This window comes from Ignatzschineria indica, from assembly GCF_003121925.1.
Classification (GTDB): domain Bacteria; phylum Pseudomonadota; class Gammaproteobacteria; order Cardiobacteriales; family Wohlfahrtiimonadaceae; genus Ignatzschineria; species Ignatzschineria indica.
This window is the reverse complement of sequence record NZ_QEWR01000002.1, coordinates 42,843-60,352: the sequence shown is the minus strand read 5'-3', so window position 1 is coordinate 60,352 and position 17,510 is coordinate 42,843. Positions and strand designations below refer to the sequence as shown.

Here is a 17,510-nt window from a genome sequence, read left to right as displayed (position 1 = left end):
AGTCAGAGTGACTATTAGGAGACAATGTCTACTTTAGGTGGTCCACTGATATCTAAGGAAGCCGGATCCTCATCATGCTTCTTATCTAAACCACGAACAGGGCGTCCTTCCATGATATCTTCAACTTGATCGGCATCGATTGTCTCAATCTCTAACAACACTTCCGCCATCTTATGAAGTTTATCAATATCAGTCTCTAAGACTTCTACTGCTCGAGCATAGTTTCGATCAATAATCGCTCTTACCTCAAGATCAATTTGACGCGCTGTCTCATCAGAAACGCCGGATGCATGACCTGAATGTCCTCCTAAGTAGGATTCATTTCCTTCAGAGTAAGAGATAAAGCCCATTTTTTCAGATAAACCCCACTCTGTTACCATCTTCTTCGCAAGATTTGTAGCATGTTGAATATCACTTGCTGCCCCGGTTGTTACGGCATCATAACCAAAGATCAACTCTTCTGCTATGCGACCACCAAAGACCATTGCTAATTTATTTTCTAACCACATTCTCGGAACACTTACATGATCACGCTCGGGAAGTGTCATTGTGACCCCTAAAGCTCGACCTCTTGGAATAATCGTTACTTTATAGACAGGATCTGACTTTAAACGATAACCAATAATAGCATGCCCTGCTTCATGATAGGCTGTGAGCTTTTTATCATCATCAGTCATCTGCATCGAGCTTCTTGCTGCTCCCATCATGATCTTATCTTTTGCCTCTTCAAGATCATAAAGTGTAACTTGATCCTGATTTTTACGCGCTGCAAAGAGTGCCGCCTCATTGACTAAGTTAGCAAGATCTGCTCCTGAGAAGCCTGGCGTACCGCGTGCAATCTGCTCAATATCCACATCACTACTTGCAGGAACATTACGAAGATGTACTTTAAGAATCGCTATACGACCCTTCACATCAGGAAGCGGGACAACAACTTGTCGATCGAAACGACCCGGACGTAATAACGCTGGGTCTAAAACATCAGGTCGGTTTGTTGCGGCAATAATGATAACCCCTTGGTTATCTGCAAATCCATCCATCTCAACAAGAAGCTGATTCAAGGTCTGTTCACGCTCATCATGTCCACCGCCCATTCCTGATCCACGATGACGACCAACCGCATCGATCTCATCAATAAAGATAATGCAGGGTGCATGTTTTTTTGCCTGCTCAAACATATCTCGAACACGCGAAGCTCCAACCCCTACAAACATCTCCATAAAGTCAGAACCGGAAATGGTAAAGAATGGTACTTTTGCCTCACCGGCAATTGCTTTTGCCAATAATGTTTTACCTGTACCTGGAGAGCCCACCATCAAAATACCACGGGGAATCTTTCCGCCCAATTTTTGGAATCGTCCTGGGTTTCTTAAGAAATCAACAATTTCACCCACTTCCTGTTTCGCCTCATCAGCACCCGCTACATCCGCAAAGGTCGTCTTAATCTGATCTTGCGTTAACATCTTCGCTTTCGACTTACCAAAACTCATCGGTCCACCTTTACCGCCACCACCCGATTGGCGCATCATAAAGAGGAAGAACCCTAAGAGTAGGAGTATCGGTAACAGATTCAAGAAGATTGAGAGAAACAATCCTTGAGTTCTTAATGATTTACCTGTAAAGCGAACACCATGATCAATTAAACTCTGAATCAGAGGGCCATTATTTGTTTCAGGATTGTAGGTTGAAAATCGAACGTTATCTGAGGTTACCCCTTCAATATTCGCGCTCGCAGGACCACTCATGCTAACTTCTCGCACTTGTCCATTTTCTACCTGCTTTAAAAATTCTGAATAGGGGATTTCTCGACCCCCACTGCCGCCAAAGCCTTGAAATAGCATAAATACAAAAATACCTATTCCAAGCCATAAAGCTATATCTCTTCCCTTGTACTTCAAAAGACTAACCTCGATTTTATAGTTGAAATCAATTGATAATATGTAAACAATTCTACTTTACTACGTCAGATTCGATGATTGCACTTAGATTTGCCTACTCATTTTTACCAAAAAGCAATATAGAAGTCTATCACGCTTTGAGAGTAATTCCTCATAATCTGAGGCCTTTTTTTCTCATTTCAAGCGACCTCTAAATGCTTTTTGAAATATCATTTACGATTAATAGCGAGATTGATTTACGCATCCCCGCCCTTATCCCAAGATGATGGGGATGAAATCAATACTTTCAATCCTCATCTCTTCCCTTAAAACCTTTTGCTAAGAGATAGATCTCAGCACTTCTCGCACGAGAAGCCTTCGGTTTTCTTGTCACCACTTTTGTAAAGTTCTTCTGTAAATCCTTGTAATACTCCTGAAACCCCTCCCCTTGGAAGATCTTCAAAAGAAAATCGCCTCCCGGCTTAAGATTACCCTTTACAAAATCTAATGCTAATTCGAGCAGATACATCGTTTTAGGTTGATCAACCCCTTTAATACCACTCATATTAGGCGCCATATCAGAAAGAACAACATCCACTAAACGTCCATCTAATACTTCCAGCAACTCATCGAGCACCTCATCTTCCCGGAAATCCCCCTGAATAAAGTGAACGCCGGCAAGTGGATCTATAGGTAGCAGATCTAGACCAATGACAACACCATGATCCCCTACGCGATGCATCGCATATTGAGACCAACTACCTGGGGCTGCACCGAGATCTACCACAGTCATTCCTGATCGAAAAAGACGATCCTTCTCATCAATCTCTTGAAGTTTATAGATTGCCCGAGAACGCCACCCTTCTCGTTTTGATCGCAATACATACTCATCGTCCATATGCTCTTTAAGCCATCTTGTACTACTTGCGCTTCTCTTTTTTGCCATAATTTTTACTCTTTTATTACTTTTAATTTTTGCTTTCGTTTTTTGCTTTCGCTTTTTGCTTTTATTTTTAAGCTGTTACATTGCTATTGTTATAGTGCTACTTTCACCATTTTTTTATCATCTAATAGCACTACTCAAAGAGAACAATCCATATTCAATGCTACTGTTTAACTATTTAATTAATAATTGACTAACAATTGATTAATTAATTGATTGGTTGATTAGCTAATTAACTACTGAGCTCTCCATCTCTATGCATCCTTAAGATATCCACTTAGGTATATGCACTATGAATTTTGATCCGGTGCCTCTCCTATTTGTATCGATCTCTTAGCCTTCTTCTTTTCATCCTCATTTTCTGCTTTAATATTCGCCTCTATAGCATGATACTGAAGGAGAAAAGATCGCCCTCGCCCTACAAGATAGAGCGCACCACAAAGACCAAAGAAGAGCAACAACCCTAGCTCTACTGCTGGAGTGAAATTCATAAATTGAATTGCAACTAACAAAATAATACCGGCAAGTAGTAGACTCACCGCCAACACCTTCAAATTTTTAAAAAGATGACGAAGCTGCGCTTGATGTGATACGCTAATCTCTTTATTTCGAGAACTATTTTCATTACTCATGACACAAATTAAACTCACAATTGAACATATCAAATTTCTTAAAGGTAAAGCCCATCATCTTGATCCGGTGCTTATTTTAGGTGATAAAGGCGTTACAGAAAGCTTCATCAAAGAGGCTGACAAAGCGCTTGCACATCACGAGCTTATTAAGATTAAACTCGCAGGTCGTGACCGTGAAGAGAGAGAGTCTATCACAGAAGAGATCGTTACTGCACTCAATGCAACTCTCATCCAGAAAATAGGTGCAATGATTATTCTCTTTAGACGTAATCACGAAGCACCTAAAATCTTCTTCAACTTCAAATAAGTTAACAAATTAATCAAATTAGTCGATCTTTAACCCGCTCTTTCTGCTCTTTGATCGATCATTAATAAGCTAAAAATTTAAATTAGAAGAGAACAAAAGGTCATCTTATCCTTTAAGATGACCTTTCTTTTATCTATTCAAGAGATAAAAATCCGACAAGCGCTATAAACCTATAATTCCCTTGCATCAATACGTTTACGTAACTCTTTAGGGGGAAGATATCCTGGTAAAATAGCACCATCTTCTAAAATAATTGCCGGCGTTCCCTGTACTCCCATCTCTAAAGCAAGCTGATACTGCTCCGCTATAGGATTTTTGCAGCTCGCAGGCTTAGGTTTTGCTCCACCTCGATTATCAGCAAAAGCAACAGCCTCATCTAATGCTTTATTACGATCATCAGCACACCAAACAGATACCATCTCTTGATACCCTTCTGAGTTGAGCCCACGGTAAGGGAATCCTACATAGCGGATCGTGATCCCTTCTGCTAAATAATCATCAATCTGTGAATGAAGCATACGACAAAATGGACAATCTGTTGTTGTAAATACAGTAACAACATGCTCCTCTTTCGGCGATTGATAGATCACCATATCAGTAGGATCTAATTTAGCAATCTTCTCTTTATTTTGTCGATTGGCATAGTTTTCACTCATATTGACCCCTTTGACGAGATCAATCGCATTTCCCTCTAACATATACTTCCCATCCTTAGAGAGAAAGATAGGATAAGGGCTCTCTTTTACAAAGACCTCATACAAACCATCAATTACTGATGGTTGGACCTCTTCAACAGTGACCCCTTGAATTAAGTTATTAAAGTGCTTCAAGTTTGCATCTGCATTTGCAACTGCCGATAAGCCTAATAGAGTGGCCGAAACCAGGAGTAATTTTTTCATGAATTGCCTCTGTGGATATTTTAATAATTGTCTTCTTTTATGATCAGTGTCTGCTCAATTTCTCGCTTACCTGCTCGTTCACTTTTACAGGACACTTTTTCACAATAATGTAGAGAGTGTATCGTATTCACTTACAATGTAAATAGAATATCGTAAAGATCAAACACTTTTTATCAGTACTCTTTTCCAGTAAACGCACCTATCATTACCCTCTCGGGTGATTTAAAGCATGTAACTGTTTTAGTCGCTCTTTAGCAACATGAGTATAAATTTGTGTGGTAGAGAGACTGCTATGACCTAATAAGAGTTGCACTACCCGCAGATCAGCACCATTGTTAACTAAGTGAGTTGCAAATGCATGGCGTAAGGTATGGGGCGAAACCTCTCCTTGAATACCAATCTCTTGGACATACTTCTTTATTACATACCAAAAAGCTTGCCGAGACATTGCCGTCCCTCGATTACTCACAAAGAGGGTATTACTCGCACGATCCTTGAGAAGCAGCGGTCTTGATCGATCGATATAGCTTTTTACAGCCTCTAAAGCGACCTCGCCAATAGGAACTAAACGCTCTTTATCCCCTTTCCCAACAACACGCACATATCCCACTTCAAAATTAATTTGACTATATTGCAAAGAGATTAACTCTGTCACACGAAAACCACATGAATAGAGAATCTCCAACATTGCATAATCTCTTAAACCTATTGGCGTTGATCGATCCGGTGCGTTGAGAAGCGCAACAACCTCCTCTTGCGAAATAGATACCGGAAGCGGTTTATGAAACTTAGGCAGCTTAATTTTCTCTGCAGGATTCCCTTCATTGACCTTCTCAAGCTGTAAAAAGGTATAAAAATGCTTATAGCAAGAGAGATAACGTGCAAGACTTCGCGGATTTGCATCTGCCTCAATCAGATCTTGAAAAAAATTATTAAGATCTTCTGCGGTAATTGAGACCAAATTGAGCTCACGCTCTTGTAGATAACGACTCAATTTACCTAGATCTCTAATATAAGAATCATCTGTTTGATCACTCGCACCCTTCTCAAATATTAATGAGTCACGAAATCGCTCGATCGCCACTGCATCATCTAACCACTCCATTTTTTGCTTTAATGCTCCTATCTTTACTCTAAGTTATGATTAAACGTTATGACTCAGTGTCACTCTCTTCCCATTCTCTCTTTTGAGCATACCGACCCGATACTTGCTCAAAGCGCTCTAATAATTTGAGCAATAGGTCAACACTACCTATAATAACCTCTTTCACTCAATTCTTTCTGCATCTAATGTCTGCAGCAAATAGATCTAGCTATTAGATACAATCGATTATCCACAACTATATAAATTTACGCTATCTGATTTAATTGATCTAGATAATTTAATAATTTAAGCGAGGCAATGTGGTCAAAAAACTACTTAAAAATATCGGCATCATTGTCATTACTGTCCTTCTGCTCTACTCATTCTACCTCAATGGTGATTGGCTTGAATTGTGTGCAGGTCTTGCCTTCTTCCTCTTTGGAATGCAGAGCATGCAAGATGGACTAGAAAAACTTGCCGGTGGTAGATTAGAACGAATTTTAGCGAAGAGAACGGAAACGCCCTTTAAAAGCCTTCTCTTTGGAATAAGCTCAACCTTAATTTTACAATCAACCACTGTTGTTGCCTTACTTATTATTGCCTTTATCAGTACCGGTCTTATCACTTTAACTGCCGGTATTGGCATTATTATTGGGGCCAACATTGGTTCAAGTGGTGGTATCTGGCTTTTAGCTCTTGCAGGACAAAATGTGAGCTTAGGTCCTTTTGCCTATCCGATGGTTGTGATGGGAATTCTCGCCTCGTTTGCCGGGAAAACAGCCAAAGCTGCCGGACGTGTCTTAATTGGTGTCGCATTTATTCTATTGGCGATTGATCTTATTAAGAGTGGTTTCTCTAGCTTTACAGAAGATTTTGATATCTTAAGCTATCAACTAGAAGGGTGGATGGGGATCTTAATTCTTGTCTTTGTAGGAACCGCATTAACCATAGTGCTTCAATCAAGCCATGCAACAATAATGTTGATCTTAACAATGCTTGCTCTTGCCCAGATAGATGCACCTCAAGGCTATGCTTTAACGATTGGAGCGATCGTCGGAAGTGCCTTAGCTACAGGTATTTTAGGTTTTTTAGGCGGAGATCGCGCCGGCATGAGAGTTGCCGGATCGCATGTTATCTACAATGCAGAAACAGCAATTGTCATTCTAATCCTATTCAAGCCGATCATTACACTACTCGATCTCTTCGCAATAAAATTAGCATTAGATCCCCTTATCCAAATTGCAGCTTTCTATACCCTCTTCAATATTGTAGGTCTTCTACTCTTTTGGCCGCTGAAAGGGAGATTAGCGCTCTTTTTAGAAAAAATGATTCCTAACATTCCCGAGCCAAAGCAGATTGTCGATTTTAGTGGCGACTATAGTGAGAGAGAGGTAGAGGTTCAATATACTCCCCCTAAATATCTTCTCGATACAGCGCTCTCTTCAACACAAACAGCAACCCAAGCTGTGCTCCAGGAGCTCACCTATCTCTCTAAAGTCAGCCTAGAGGTGATCTGCCATATCCTCTTTTTAAAAAGAGAGGTACTATCGGCTAAAGAGGTAACCCCAGAATCTATTACCCAATATGATGATTTTGATCCTGTTGATGCTGATCTACTCTATCGAAAGCATATTAAAAATCTCTATAGTGAGCTCCTCACCTTTATCAGTAAGATTGAATATAACAAGAATGAGGAGAAGTATCAGAGCGTTCTTTCAACTTGCCAAATTATCGCTTTTAAGTTGGTCTCTGCCGTTAAAAATAGCCATCATCTGCAAAAAAATCTCAAATATTACCTCTCACGAGATCCAAGCATGGCCCAAAACTTCTATATCCGTTTGAGAGAGTATATTGTCAGTAATTTACGGACGGTCTACTCACTACATGTCTACAATGAAGATGAATCCTCTTCTCATCTCTCTAGCCCAGAGATGAAGGAGGAGTTAAAGAATCAAGCATCTCTTCTCTACCCACAACTACAAGAGATTCCCCTTGCGGAATTGATAGAGTACTCACGTAAATTTGAGAGTCAATTTCGCTCTGATGTCTACTCAGCACTCAAGAGCGGCTCAATTGATGGATTTACCACCAGTTCTATCTTAAATGATTTGAACTACTCCACACAGATCGTTGAGAGTCTATTCAATATCCTCAAAATCATCTCACTACAAGACCAACCTTTTCTAGAAAAGGTCGATGATATCTTAACAATGGAAGAGAATGATCTTTAGCAATCATTGGTAATCTCTCTCCAAAGTCGCCTTACCCTCTTTCAGCAGAGGCTTAACCTAGAGCTATTTGATGAACAAATAGCTCTTTTTTGTGATTTTATTGCTTTTTACTGCGACTTCTACGCTAAAATAACGAATTAAGATGGTGAAAATTTAAATAAAATCAAATGAAATCAAAAAAAATTAAACAAATTTAGAAAAATTAGCTAATCATTGCTCTCTATAGTTTTTTTTATAAGGTAAATACCGTATAATCGGAGAGATAAACTATTTAAGTATTGAATATCATTTCAATATTCATTTCGGCATATCATTTCGATATTACTTAATCACAAATAATCACTTATTATTTACTTGTTTTTTAAATAATATATTCACTCTACAATAAGGATATTTGACTATATGAAAAATATTACAAAATTACTCTTAATCAGCTCAATCGCTTTTGCAGGTCTTGTTGCATGCTCAGATGAAGCAAAAGATCCCAAAGCAGCTGCAGTCAAACAGACTGAAGAGATTGCTAAAAAAGCTGAGAAAGAGGTAAAAAAAGCAGAGAAAGAAGTTGTTGAGCAAGCTAAAAAAGAGAAAGAAGCAACTGAAAAGGCTGCAAAAGAGACTGAGAAAAAGACCATAGAGCAGGCTGAAGAGACAAGAAAAGCGGCTGAAGAAGAGGCTAAAAAAGTAGAAAAAGCGGCTATTGAGAAAGCTGAAGCTGAGAAGAAAGCAGCTGAAGAAGCTAAAAAAACAGCAACAAATAGTGCTGAAGAGAAAGTTGATGAAGCAAAAGAGAAGTTAGCTGAAGCGGAAGAGAAAGCAGCAAAAAAAGCTGAAGAAGTTGCAGAAAAAGCTGCGAAAGAGAGTGAAAAAGCAGTTGATAAAGCAGCTGAGTTAAAGCGCGAAGCAACTGATAAAGTCGCAGAACAAGCTGAAAAAGCAGAAGAAGCTGCAGCAAAAGCGGTAGAAAAATCCGTTGAAACAACAGAGAAAGCCGCTGCAGATGCTGCGAAAAAAGCTGGCGACAATATGGATAAGATCGAAGAAGCTAAAAAGGCCGCTGAAGAAGCAGCTGCTGAAATTGCAGAAGAGATGAAAAAAGCAGCTGAAGATGCTATGAACAAGACCGTTGAAGAGACTAAAAAGTCTGTAGGTGATCTTGTAAAATAGAGAGAGCTTAGCTCTAAAACTTAGATCTCTTTAAAGAATCCACAGGGATTCTAGATAAAATTAGAGAACTAGAGAACAAGAAAAGAATAAAAAGCCATCCTCTTTAATGAACTGCACCCTAAAAGTCAAGTGAACCCCATTAAGAGTGATGGCTTTTACTATTTTAAGATGACTTCTTTAAGAGTTTTTGATCTTTTAAGAGTTTTGATTTTTTGAAATATTTTACGATATCTTACAAATATACCCAAAAGGACCTAAAAGATACTTACAGCATATCTGAAGGATATACCGCAAAGAAAAAGAGATGAGAATAGAGAATGGGAGAACCGTCTTCAAAGGAGCTTTCAAACTTTAGACCTTTAATCGCCTGACTAATCCATCTGTCCCGTCGATCTTTAACATTAATGCCAATTGCATCAACTCTCCTAACTCACCTTTTGGAAAGCCCTTATCAGCACGATTAAACCATAAAAGATACTCCTCAGGTAGATCTATCAAGATCCTTCCGGCATAACGACCAAAAGGCATCTTGATTGTCGCTAGTTTTAATAGATTTTCTTCCGTTAGAAAGCTCTCCATACGATTAAACTCCTCATCCCTGATAGATGATAGATGATAGATGATAGATGATCACTAAGTTAGCACTTAACTACTTCTTCCTAATGCTCTTCCCTATTATCTCTTTCTAATACTACTTACCGATACAGAAGTTAGAAAAGATCTCCCCTAAAAGGGCATCAGAACTAAACTCCCCTGTAATCTCTCCTAAAGCAATCTGAGCCAGTCGCAGCTCCTCCGCTACAAGTTCAATTGCAACTTCATCTTCAATCAATGATAATGCCGTTGCAAAATGTTCTAAAACAGAACGAAGTGCTTGCAAATGACGCTCTCTCGCACTAAAGAGTCCTTCTTGCGCCTCAAAGCCGACCTGCTTTAAGATCGCACTCTTCAGTGCCTCTAACCCTTGACCATCTTTAGCACTAATTGCAATATATTTCTCATGTGCACCAATTGCTCTACCCGATAGATCCGCCTTATTATGAATAATAATTGTAGGAATATTGAGTGCTGCTATATCGGCATCAATGCCCTCAAAAGGAGTGCGATCATCATGCATCCAGAGCACTAAATCTGCAGTTGCAGCTTCCTGTTTTGCACGCTTAATCCCCTCAGCTTCAATCTGATCTGTCGTCTCTCGAAGACCTGCTGTATCGATAACATAGAGGGGCATTCCATCCAAAATAATCTGTTCACGCAACACATCTCTTGTTGTACCTTCAATGTCGGTCACAATAGCTGTCTCTTCGCCAGATAATGCATTAAGAAGACTCGATTTTCCAGCATTAGGTCTTCCGGCGATAACAACACGAATACCATCGGTTAAAACTTTCCCATTGCCAGCAGATTTTAATAATTGAGAGACTTGATCATTTAACTCTTTTAAGCCTTTAACAACATTACCATCTGAAATAAAATCAATATCTTCTTCACTAAAATCGATCGCTGCCTCAATATAGACCCGCATCATAATAAGGGATTCTAAGAGTTCATTTACACGCTTAGAAAAATTACCTGTCAAAGAACTCATAGCCGCTTTTGCCTGCGCTTCACTCTGACTAACAATAAGGTCATGAATAGCCTCTGCTTGGACTAGATCGAGCTTTCCATTTAAAAATGCTCGCTCAGAAAATTCTCCTCTGCGTGCCATGGTTGCACCTAGTTCCAAAACACGATTTAAGACTCTGTTGAGTACAATCACGCCTCCATGCCCTTGAAGCTCAACGACATCCTCCCCTGTAAAAGAGTTAGGTCCTTTATAGAAGAGCACAACACCCTCATCAATTGTAACGCCATCATGATCTAAAAATGGAGAAAAATAGGCATGTCTCGGCTTAAGATCTTCAAGAGTTGTCATCTTTTTAACAATCTCTAACGCTTCACTTCCCGAGATTCGGACAATGCCAATCCCCCCTATTGCGGTACTTGTTGCAATAGCTGCAATTGTTTGATCTTTTAACACTCTTATACTTCCTCATAAAAAACAATCCCCATATAGGGGATTGTAAATTGTTATCGTTAATAGTGATTTTAACTATGTTTTTTCGAGTCCCGCTCAACACGCTTCATAATAATAGTCTGTTGAAGGATTGTTAAGAGGTTATTTGTAATCCAGTAGAGAACGATTCCTGCCGCGAACCACATGAACATAAAGGTAAAGACCACTGGAATCCACTTCATAATCTTCGCCTGCATTGGATCTGTTGGCGCTGGGTTTAAACGTTGTTGGAAGAACATCGTGATTCCCATAATGATCGGTAGAATAAAGTAAGGATCCATCTTCGAGAGATCTTTAATCCATAAGATCCATGGCGCTTGACGTAACTCAACACTCTCCATCAACATCCAGAAGAGCGCAATAAAAACAGGAATCTGAATAATAATCGGCCAGCAACCACCTAAAGGATTGATCTTCTCTTTACGATAGAGCTTCATCATCTCTTCCGATTGTTTTTGACGATTATCGGCATATTCTTCACGAATTAGGGCAAGCTTAGGTCCAACCTTACGCATTCTTGCCATTGAGGTATAACCCTTATTCGCAAAATAGAAGAGCGCAATCTTAACAGTAACTGTTAAAAGAATGATCGACCAACCCCAGTTGCCTAAGAATGAATGATAGAACTTCAAGATCCATAGCATCAATTCTGAAATTGGGCTAAACCAACCAAAATCGAGCGTTAAATCAAGATATTCTGCTGTCTCTTCTAGCTGCTCTTTCAACTTAGGACCGATAAAGTAACGACCTTCAAAACTATGAGCTTCACCTGGCTTTACAGTAACCGGAGCTTGGTCCATCATCCGAATCACATAAGTATTTTGTGATTCATCTTTAAAGTTACCATACTGCAACGTCTGAATGACATTTTGAGTCTGCTTTGTGGCTTCTTTATCTTTACCAGGAATAGAAGCAGCGACAAAGTATTGCTCAATCATCGCAACCCAACCACCTTCACCTCTAAACTCTTTAGGACGATATTGCACAACCTCATGCCCTTCAGCATTGAAGCCTCGCTCAGTAGTTGTCATTTTGCTATAAGCTAATTTCTCATACTTATAATCATTGTTAGGAAGAGAGAAGACGCTACCATCGAAGCTTGATGCGCCAATAGCACTCCCTTTAGGGGTCTGCGGTTTCTTAGTGGCAATCTCACGATACTCTCCACCGACCCAAACTTGGTCAGAATTGTTCTGCAACTCTTGAGTATAACCAATAGTGTAGAGCCCACGCTTGAACTCATAAATCTTATTAACGGTTAATCCGCTCTCAGGATCAACATAGGTTAGAGGAACAATGATGCTCTCATCACCAGGTTGTAACTCATAATGATCTTTTTGACTACTAAAGATAGCGTTCGTATGATTGGGCGTCCCCTCATGAGTCTGGCTCGATAATCCAGAACGAGTGACTTGGTAACGCTCGCTACTATTATCCATCACCTTAAAGGGTTTATCCTTCTCCTCTAAGCTTTCAGGATATTTAAGAAGCCCTACCTCAATAATATCACCACCCTGCTTTGCAATATTGACCGAGTACACATCTGTAACGACAGTAATATACTCATCAAGAGCAACCGCAGTTTGTACTCCTTGATCTGAGGAACCAATCATCGGGACCTGTCCATCACTATTTAGACTTCCAGTTGCACCTGGCACAACCTGCTCTACTGGCGTAAGTGGCTTAGGATCGTTGTAATCCACCCACTTCGTGTAGAGAAAATAGATGATGACAGCTAAAATCAATAAGAGAAAAAGACGCTGCTGATTATTCTGCATAAATAATTTCTTTAATAAATGTTAAAACAAATTGAGAAGTTCCTAAGGTACAGGATCTTCTCCACCTTTACAAAGTGGCTGACAACGAACAAGCCGTTTAATTGTCAACCAACTTCCTTTGATTGCACCATATCGCGTAATTGCTTCTAAAGCATAAGTTGAACAAGTCGGCTCAAAGCGACATTGATTCCCCACTAGTGGGCTCAAAAAATATTTATAAAACTTAATAAGCCATATCAAGATTGTACGCATATTTTATTGATCTGTTCCCAATGTTTTTCAAGTGAAGCGTGTAATGCTAATGAATTATGCACATCTGTCGTTGCTCGACTCATCACAACAATATCAAGCCCCTTTAAGAGCGCTTGATGTCTTCGAAATGACTCTCGAACCACTCGCTTTACAAGATTTCGATCTACTGCTCTTTTAAAGTTCTTTTTTGAAATCGCCAGACCTAATCTCGGCACTCTCAAATCTAAAGTATTCTCCTGCTCTTTTGAGTCAGATCGCTTTACTAGTTTAACTAATATAAGGAAAGAGCGATCTTTAAAACTACGGTTATCTTTAAACACCGCACTATAATCTTGTGCGGTTAATAACCTTTTCTCTCTTCCAAATTGAAAATTATTCATATCGATATATCTGATCTCAATAGATACTAACGCAATAGAGTACATTGCAAAACAAAAAGGCGCCTATTATTCAACGATAACAAGCGCCTTGAATCTTTAGAAATTGATTCTATTTAATTATGCTGATAAACGAGCACGTCCACGAGCACGGCGACGGTTGATCACTTTACGACCATTTTTTGTAGCCATACGCGCACGGAAACCGTGGTTACGTTTTCTTTTGATTAAGCTTGGTTGAAATGTACGTTTCATACCTAAATCCCTTTATTTATATAAGTGACAACACTCGTAGCGGTTACTGTTAGCACTACGAGTATCAAATTCATACTAAGACAACGGAATATTCTAGCTTTTTCCACTGCAATGTCAAGAATAATTGCATCAAGATGGAGAGAGAATAACCATTTATCTTTGCCAATTAAGACTCTTTAAGACCCGCCTCTTCTCTGAGGATATCAGCCTTATCTGTCTTCTCCCAACTGAAAGCTGTTGCCGTAGTTGTAGTTCCATCTGCAGCCTCATATTCGATCTCATAAGGATGGCGCCCAAAGTGACCATAACTAGCAGTTGGAAGATAGATAGGATGCAAGAGATCTAACATCGTAATAATGCCATAAGGGCGAAGATCAAAATGTTTACGTACTAATGTTTCAATCTCTGCCTCAGGAACTTTATTCGTTCCAAACGTAGTGATCGAAATAGAGGTTGGCTCCGCAACACCAATAGCATAAGAAACCTGAATCTCACACTTATCAGCTAATCCGGCAGCTACAATATTCTTTGCAACATAACGTCCTGCATATGCAGCTGATCGATCCACTTTAGAAGGATCTTTTCCAGAGAAAGCACCTCCACCATGGCGCGCCATACCACCATATGTATCAACAATAATCTTACGCCCTGTTAAGCCACAATCTCCAACTGGTCCACCAATTGTGAAGCTACCTGTCGGGTTAATATGATATTTTGTCTCTTTTGTTAACCACTCTGCAGGAAGCGTCTTCTTAATAATAAGCTCCATCACAGCTTCTTCCAAATCTTTCGCCTTGACTTCCTCATCATGTTGCGTTGAAAGAACAACAGCATCAACGTGAGAAATGGAACCATCATTATTGTAGGCAAAAGTCACCTGACTCTTAGCATCAGGGCGAAGCCATGAAAGCTGACGACTTTTACGTGCTTCTGACTGACACTCCATTAATCGGTGCGCAAATGTAATAGGCGCCGGCATTAAGACATCAGTCTCATTCGATGCATAACCAAACATCAAGCCTTGATCCCCCGCTCCTTGCTCTTCCGGCAATTTACGGTCTACACCTTGAGCGATCTCACTACTCTGTTTACCGATGATATTTAAGACACCACAAGTTTTACCATCAAAGCCTACTTTTGAAGAATCATAACCAATATCTGTAATTACACGTCTGACGAGATCTTCAAGATCTACCCAAGCATTTGTAGTTACTTCACCAGCAACGATCGCAACACCTGTTTTAACAAGCGTCTCACACGCGACTCGCGCACCCTTGTCTTCCTTAATAAGAGCATCAAGGACAGCATCAGAGATCTGATCTGCCACCTTATCTGGATGGCCTTCCGATACTGATTCAGAGGTAAATAAATATGTCATACTTCTCTTCTTTTAATGTTCAATAGTAAAAAAACTGCTCCCAAGCTCTTTAATTTTACCCTTCAGTCTTACTCATTAGACCTACACTTTAGATCTGTATGAAGGGTTTATATCAGCTTGAAAAAGTTTAAAAAGGATTCAATTAGTTCCGATAATTCTACCATTTTCTCCCATTATGTGCCGAATAAAATATCTTTCAACAAAATGGAAATTGAGCTATTTCCTTCACGCTCCCTCCCTCTCGCCTCCCCATATCACCACTCTCTCCAAACAACTAAAATATAATTCAATGAGTTACCAAAGAGAATAAACCCCACCAAGATAATGCTACAAGATAGAATCAATTCCATAAAAAACTGGTAAAACAGACAAAGCTGACAATCTAATGAGACTGATAAAGAAGAGGAGTAATAGAAGACAATAAAAAAGGATGGTACCACACATACTCTATTAATGGCCTCCGTAGCTGATTTCTGCTACTGATCACCGCTGCTGATCAAGATTCCATATGAGATTAATATTATTGATACCACCCGTTAAAAGATCCCTAAAATCTCCTCTAAAGGATCTACTTAAAAGGATAGATAACCCTTTGCTAATGCTCTATTTAATGCCGAGATAACAGCCTTCAATGAAGATCGTGATGTGTTGGCATGTGTTGCTGCACCAAAGAGCGTACGGTTACCGATCTGCATCTCCACATAGGAGACAGCATGTGCTGATGAACCTTTACTTCTGGCGTGCTCGCTATAATCTACGACATCTACATCCCAGGAAAAAAGCTCATTGACCCCATTCACTAAAGCCGCTATAGGTCCATTCCCCGTTGCTTTTAATACTTTCTCTCCCATCGGAGTCTTCAAGGTTAACATCATAGAAGTATTACCTTCTGCGTCCTCTTCAATATCGATTGGTGTCTTAATCTCTAATAGAGGATTAATATTGAAGTACTCTCTTTCAAAGATCTCATAAAGATGATTTGAGGTAAGTTCTACCCCTTCACCATCAGCAACCTCTTGTGCAACTTTACTAAATTCGATCTGTAATCGTCTAGGAAGCTCAATACCATGATCTTCTTCAAGAAGATAAGTAACTCCCCCTTTACCTGATTGACTATTCACTCGGATCACAGCCTCATAAGAGCGGCCTAAATCAAATGGATCAATCGGCAAGTAAGGCACTCTCCAATGTTGCTCAGGATTCTCTTTCATATCAGATAACCCTTTTCTAATCGCATCTTGATGTGATCCTGAGAAAGCGGTAAAGACAAGCTCACCGGCATAAGGATGTCGAGGATGAACTGGTAAATCAGTACAATACTCCACCTCTCTAACAACCGTGTTGATCTTACTAAAATCTAAACCAGGATGGAGTCCTTGAGAATACATGTTGAGCGCAACTGTGACTAAATCCACATTTCCTGTTCGCTCACCATGCCCAAAAAGACACCCCTCAACACGATCAGCACCGGCCATTAAAGCAAGCTCTGTCGCCGCAACAGCACAACCGCGGTCATTATGGACGTGAGCACTGATGACAACAGAATCACGACAACTAATATGATCACTGAACCACTCAATTTGATCTGCATAGACATTAGGTGTTGACATCTCAACAGTTGCCGGCAAGTTCAAGATTAACTTATTCTCTGGTGTTGGCTTAAAGACCTCACAGACAGCTTCACAAACCTCGAGTGAAAATGGCAATTCTGCATCGGAGAAGATTTCAGGAGAGTATTCAAAATGCCATTCCGTTTCAGGATACTTTAATGATTCAGCTAAAATCATCTCACCACCTTTTACGGCTAATGCTTTAATCTCCGGCTTTTCCATCTTAAAGACAACACGTCTAAAAGTGGGGGAAACAGCATTATAGTAATGAATAATCGCTTTCTTAACCCCTTTTAATGCTTCAAATGTCTTTGTGATAAGATCTTGGCGCGATTGTGTTAATACCTGAATCGTCACATCATCTGGAATACGATTCTCTTCAATCAATTTACGTACAAAACTAAATTCTGTATCGGAAGCTGATGGGAATCCTACCTCAATCTCTTTAAAGCCACACTCAATCAAAAGATCAAACATCCGAATCTTCTTCTCAACACTCATTGGTTCAATCAGTGATTGGTTACCATCACGTAAATCTGAACTTAACCAACGTGGCACTTTAGTAATCTCTTTATTCGGCCAAGTACGGTTTGTATAGTTAGGAACTTCAAAGCGTTGATATTTCTGCTCAGGATTAGGGACCATAATTAAATTCTCCTCTACTTTT

At 39.7% G+C, this 17,510-nt stretch carries 16 protein-coding genes; 3 read left to right on the top strand and 13 right to left on the bottom strand.

Annotation, left to right across the window (positions count from 1 at the left end):
- Nucleotides 1-14: 14 nt before the first annotated feature.
- The 3 genes from ftsH to DC082_RS00565 form a co-directional block, all read right to left on the bottom strand.
- Nucleotides 15-1,898: an ATP-dependent zinc metalloprotease FtsH gene (ftsH, locus tag DC082_RS00575; protein WP_255406360.1), complete on the bottom strand. Its 1,884-nt coding sequence runs from the start codon at nt 1,896-1,898 to the stop codon at nt 15-17.
- A gap of 286 nt (nt 1,899-2,184) precedes the next feature.
- Nucleotides 2,185-2,823, bottom strand: coding sequence for a 23S rRNA (uridine(2552)-2'-O)-methyltransferase RlmE (gene rlmE, locus DC082_RS00570; RefSeq protein ID WP_094568241.1), 639 nt, complete (start codon nt 2,821-2,823; stop codon nt 2,185-2,187).
- 287 nt (nt 2,824-3,110) lie between these two features.
- Entirely contained in the window at nt 3,111-3,452 is a 342-nt protein-coding gene (locus DC082_RS00565; protein ID WP_109235295.1) for a hypothetical protein, read from the bottom strand.
- Between DC082_RS00565 and yhbY the strand changes: the two genes are divergently transcribed.
- Nucleotides 3,451-3,759, top strand: a complete 309-nt coding sequence (gene yhbY / locus DC082_RS00560; RefSeq protein ID WP_094568243.1) for a ribosome assembly RNA-binding protein YhbY — start codon at nt 3,451-3,453, stop codon at nt 3,757-3,759. The genes DC082_RS00565 and yhbY overlap by 2 nt on opposite strands.
- 170 nt (nt 3,760-3,929) lie before the next feature.
- Here the strand turns inward: yhbY and DC082_RS00555 are convergent, their stop codons facing one another.
- Complete coding sequence (locus tag DC082_RS00555) at nt 3,930-4,658, bottom strand: thioredoxin fold domain-containing protein (protein ID WP_109235294.1); 729 nt, start codon at nt 4,656-4,658, stop codon at nt 3,930-3,932.
- Nucleotides 4,659-4,863: 205 nt separating this feature from the next.
- Nucleotides 4,864-5,763, bottom strand: coding sequence for a site-specific tyrosine recombinase XerD (xerD, locus tag DC082_RS00550; RefSeq protein WP_109235293.1), 900 nt, complete (start codon nt 5,761-5,763; stop codon nt 4,864-4,866).
- 299 nt (nt 5,764-6,062) lie between these two features.
- Between xerD and DC082_RS00545 the strand changes: the two genes are divergently transcribed.
- Nucleotides 6,063-7,973 (top strand): Na/Pi cotransporter family protein, encoded by a 1,911-nt coding sequence (locus DC082_RS00545; RefSeq protein ID WP_109235292.1) that lies wholly within the window; start codon nt 6,063-6,065, stop codon nt 7,971-7,973.
- A gap of 402 nt (nt 7,974-8,375) precedes the next feature.
- Nucleotides 8,376-9,137 (top strand): hypothetical protein, encoded by a 762-nt coding sequence (locus DC082_RS00540; protein WP_109235291.1) that lies wholly within the window; start codon nt 8,376-8,378, stop codon nt 9,135-9,137.
- A 351-nt stretch (nt 9,138-9,488) separates the two neighbouring features.
- Here the strand turns inward: DC082_RS00540 and DC082_RS00535 are convergent, their stop codons facing one another.
- The 8 genes from DC082_RS00535 to leuA all read right to left on the bottom strand — a co-directional run bounded on the left by DC082_RS00535 (nt 9,489) and on the right by leuA (nt 17,488).
- The gene (locus DC082_RS00535) at nt 9,489-9,716 is read right to left on the bottom strand and encodes a DUF3820 family protein (protein ID WP_109235290.1); all 228 of its coding nucleotides are present in this window, start codon (nt 9,714-9,716) and stop codon (nt 9,489-9,491) included.
- Between the two features lie 112 nt (nt 9,717-9,828).
- Nucleotides 9,829-11,157: a tRNA uridine-5-carboxymethylaminomethyl(34) synthesis GTPase MnmE gene (gene mnmE, locus DC082_RS00530; RefSeq protein WP_275665668.1), complete on the bottom strand. Its 1,329-nt coding sequence runs from the start codon at nt 11,155-11,157 to the stop codon at nt 9,829-9,831.
- A 68-nt stretch (nt 11,158-11,225) separates the two neighbouring features.
- Nucleotides 11,226-12,971 (bottom strand): membrane protein insertase YidC, encoded by a 1,746-nt coding sequence (yidC, locus tag DC082_RS00525; protein ID WP_109235288.1) that lies wholly within the window; start codon nt 12,969-12,971, stop codon nt 11,226-11,228.
- A gap of 42 nt (nt 12,972-13,013) precedes the next feature.
- The gene (yidD, locus tag DC082_RS00520; protein ID WP_094568251.1) at nt 13,014-13,223 is read right to left on the bottom strand and encodes a membrane protein insertion efficiency factor YidD; all 210 of its coding nucleotides are present in this window, start codon (nt 13,221-13,223) and stop codon (nt 13,014-13,016) included.
- Nucleotides 13,208-13,603: a ribonuclease P protein component gene (gene rnpA, locus DC082_RS00515; RefSeq protein WP_109236145.1), complete on the bottom strand. Its 396-nt coding sequence runs from the start codon at nt 13,601-13,603 to the stop codon at nt 13,208-13,210. The genes yidD and rnpA overlap by 16 nt, the downstream gene beginning before the upstream one ends.
- Before the next feature lie 117 nt (nt 13,604-13,720).
- The gene (gene rpmH / locus DC082_RS00510; RefSeq protein ID WP_026878661.1) at nt 13,721-13,855 is read right to left on the bottom strand and encodes a 50S ribosomal protein L34; all 135 of its coding nucleotides are present in this window, start codon (nt 13,853-13,855) and stop codon (nt 13,721-13,723) included.
- A gap of 166 nt (nt 13,856-14,021) precedes the next feature.
- Nucleotides 14,022-15,233 (bottom strand): methionine adenosyltransferase, encoded by a 1,212-nt coding sequence (gene metK / locus DC082_RS00505; RefSeq protein ID WP_109235287.1) that lies wholly within the window; start codon nt 15,231-15,233, stop codon nt 14,022-14,024.
- Between the two features lie 572 nt (nt 15,234-15,805).
- Nucleotides 15,806-17,488 (bottom strand): 2-isopropylmalate synthase, encoded by a 1,683-nt coding sequence (gene leuA, locus DC082_RS00500; protein ID WP_109235286.1) that lies wholly within the window; start codon nt 17,486-17,488, stop codon nt 15,806-15,808.
- Nucleotides 17,489-17,510 lie beyond the last annotated feature (22 nt).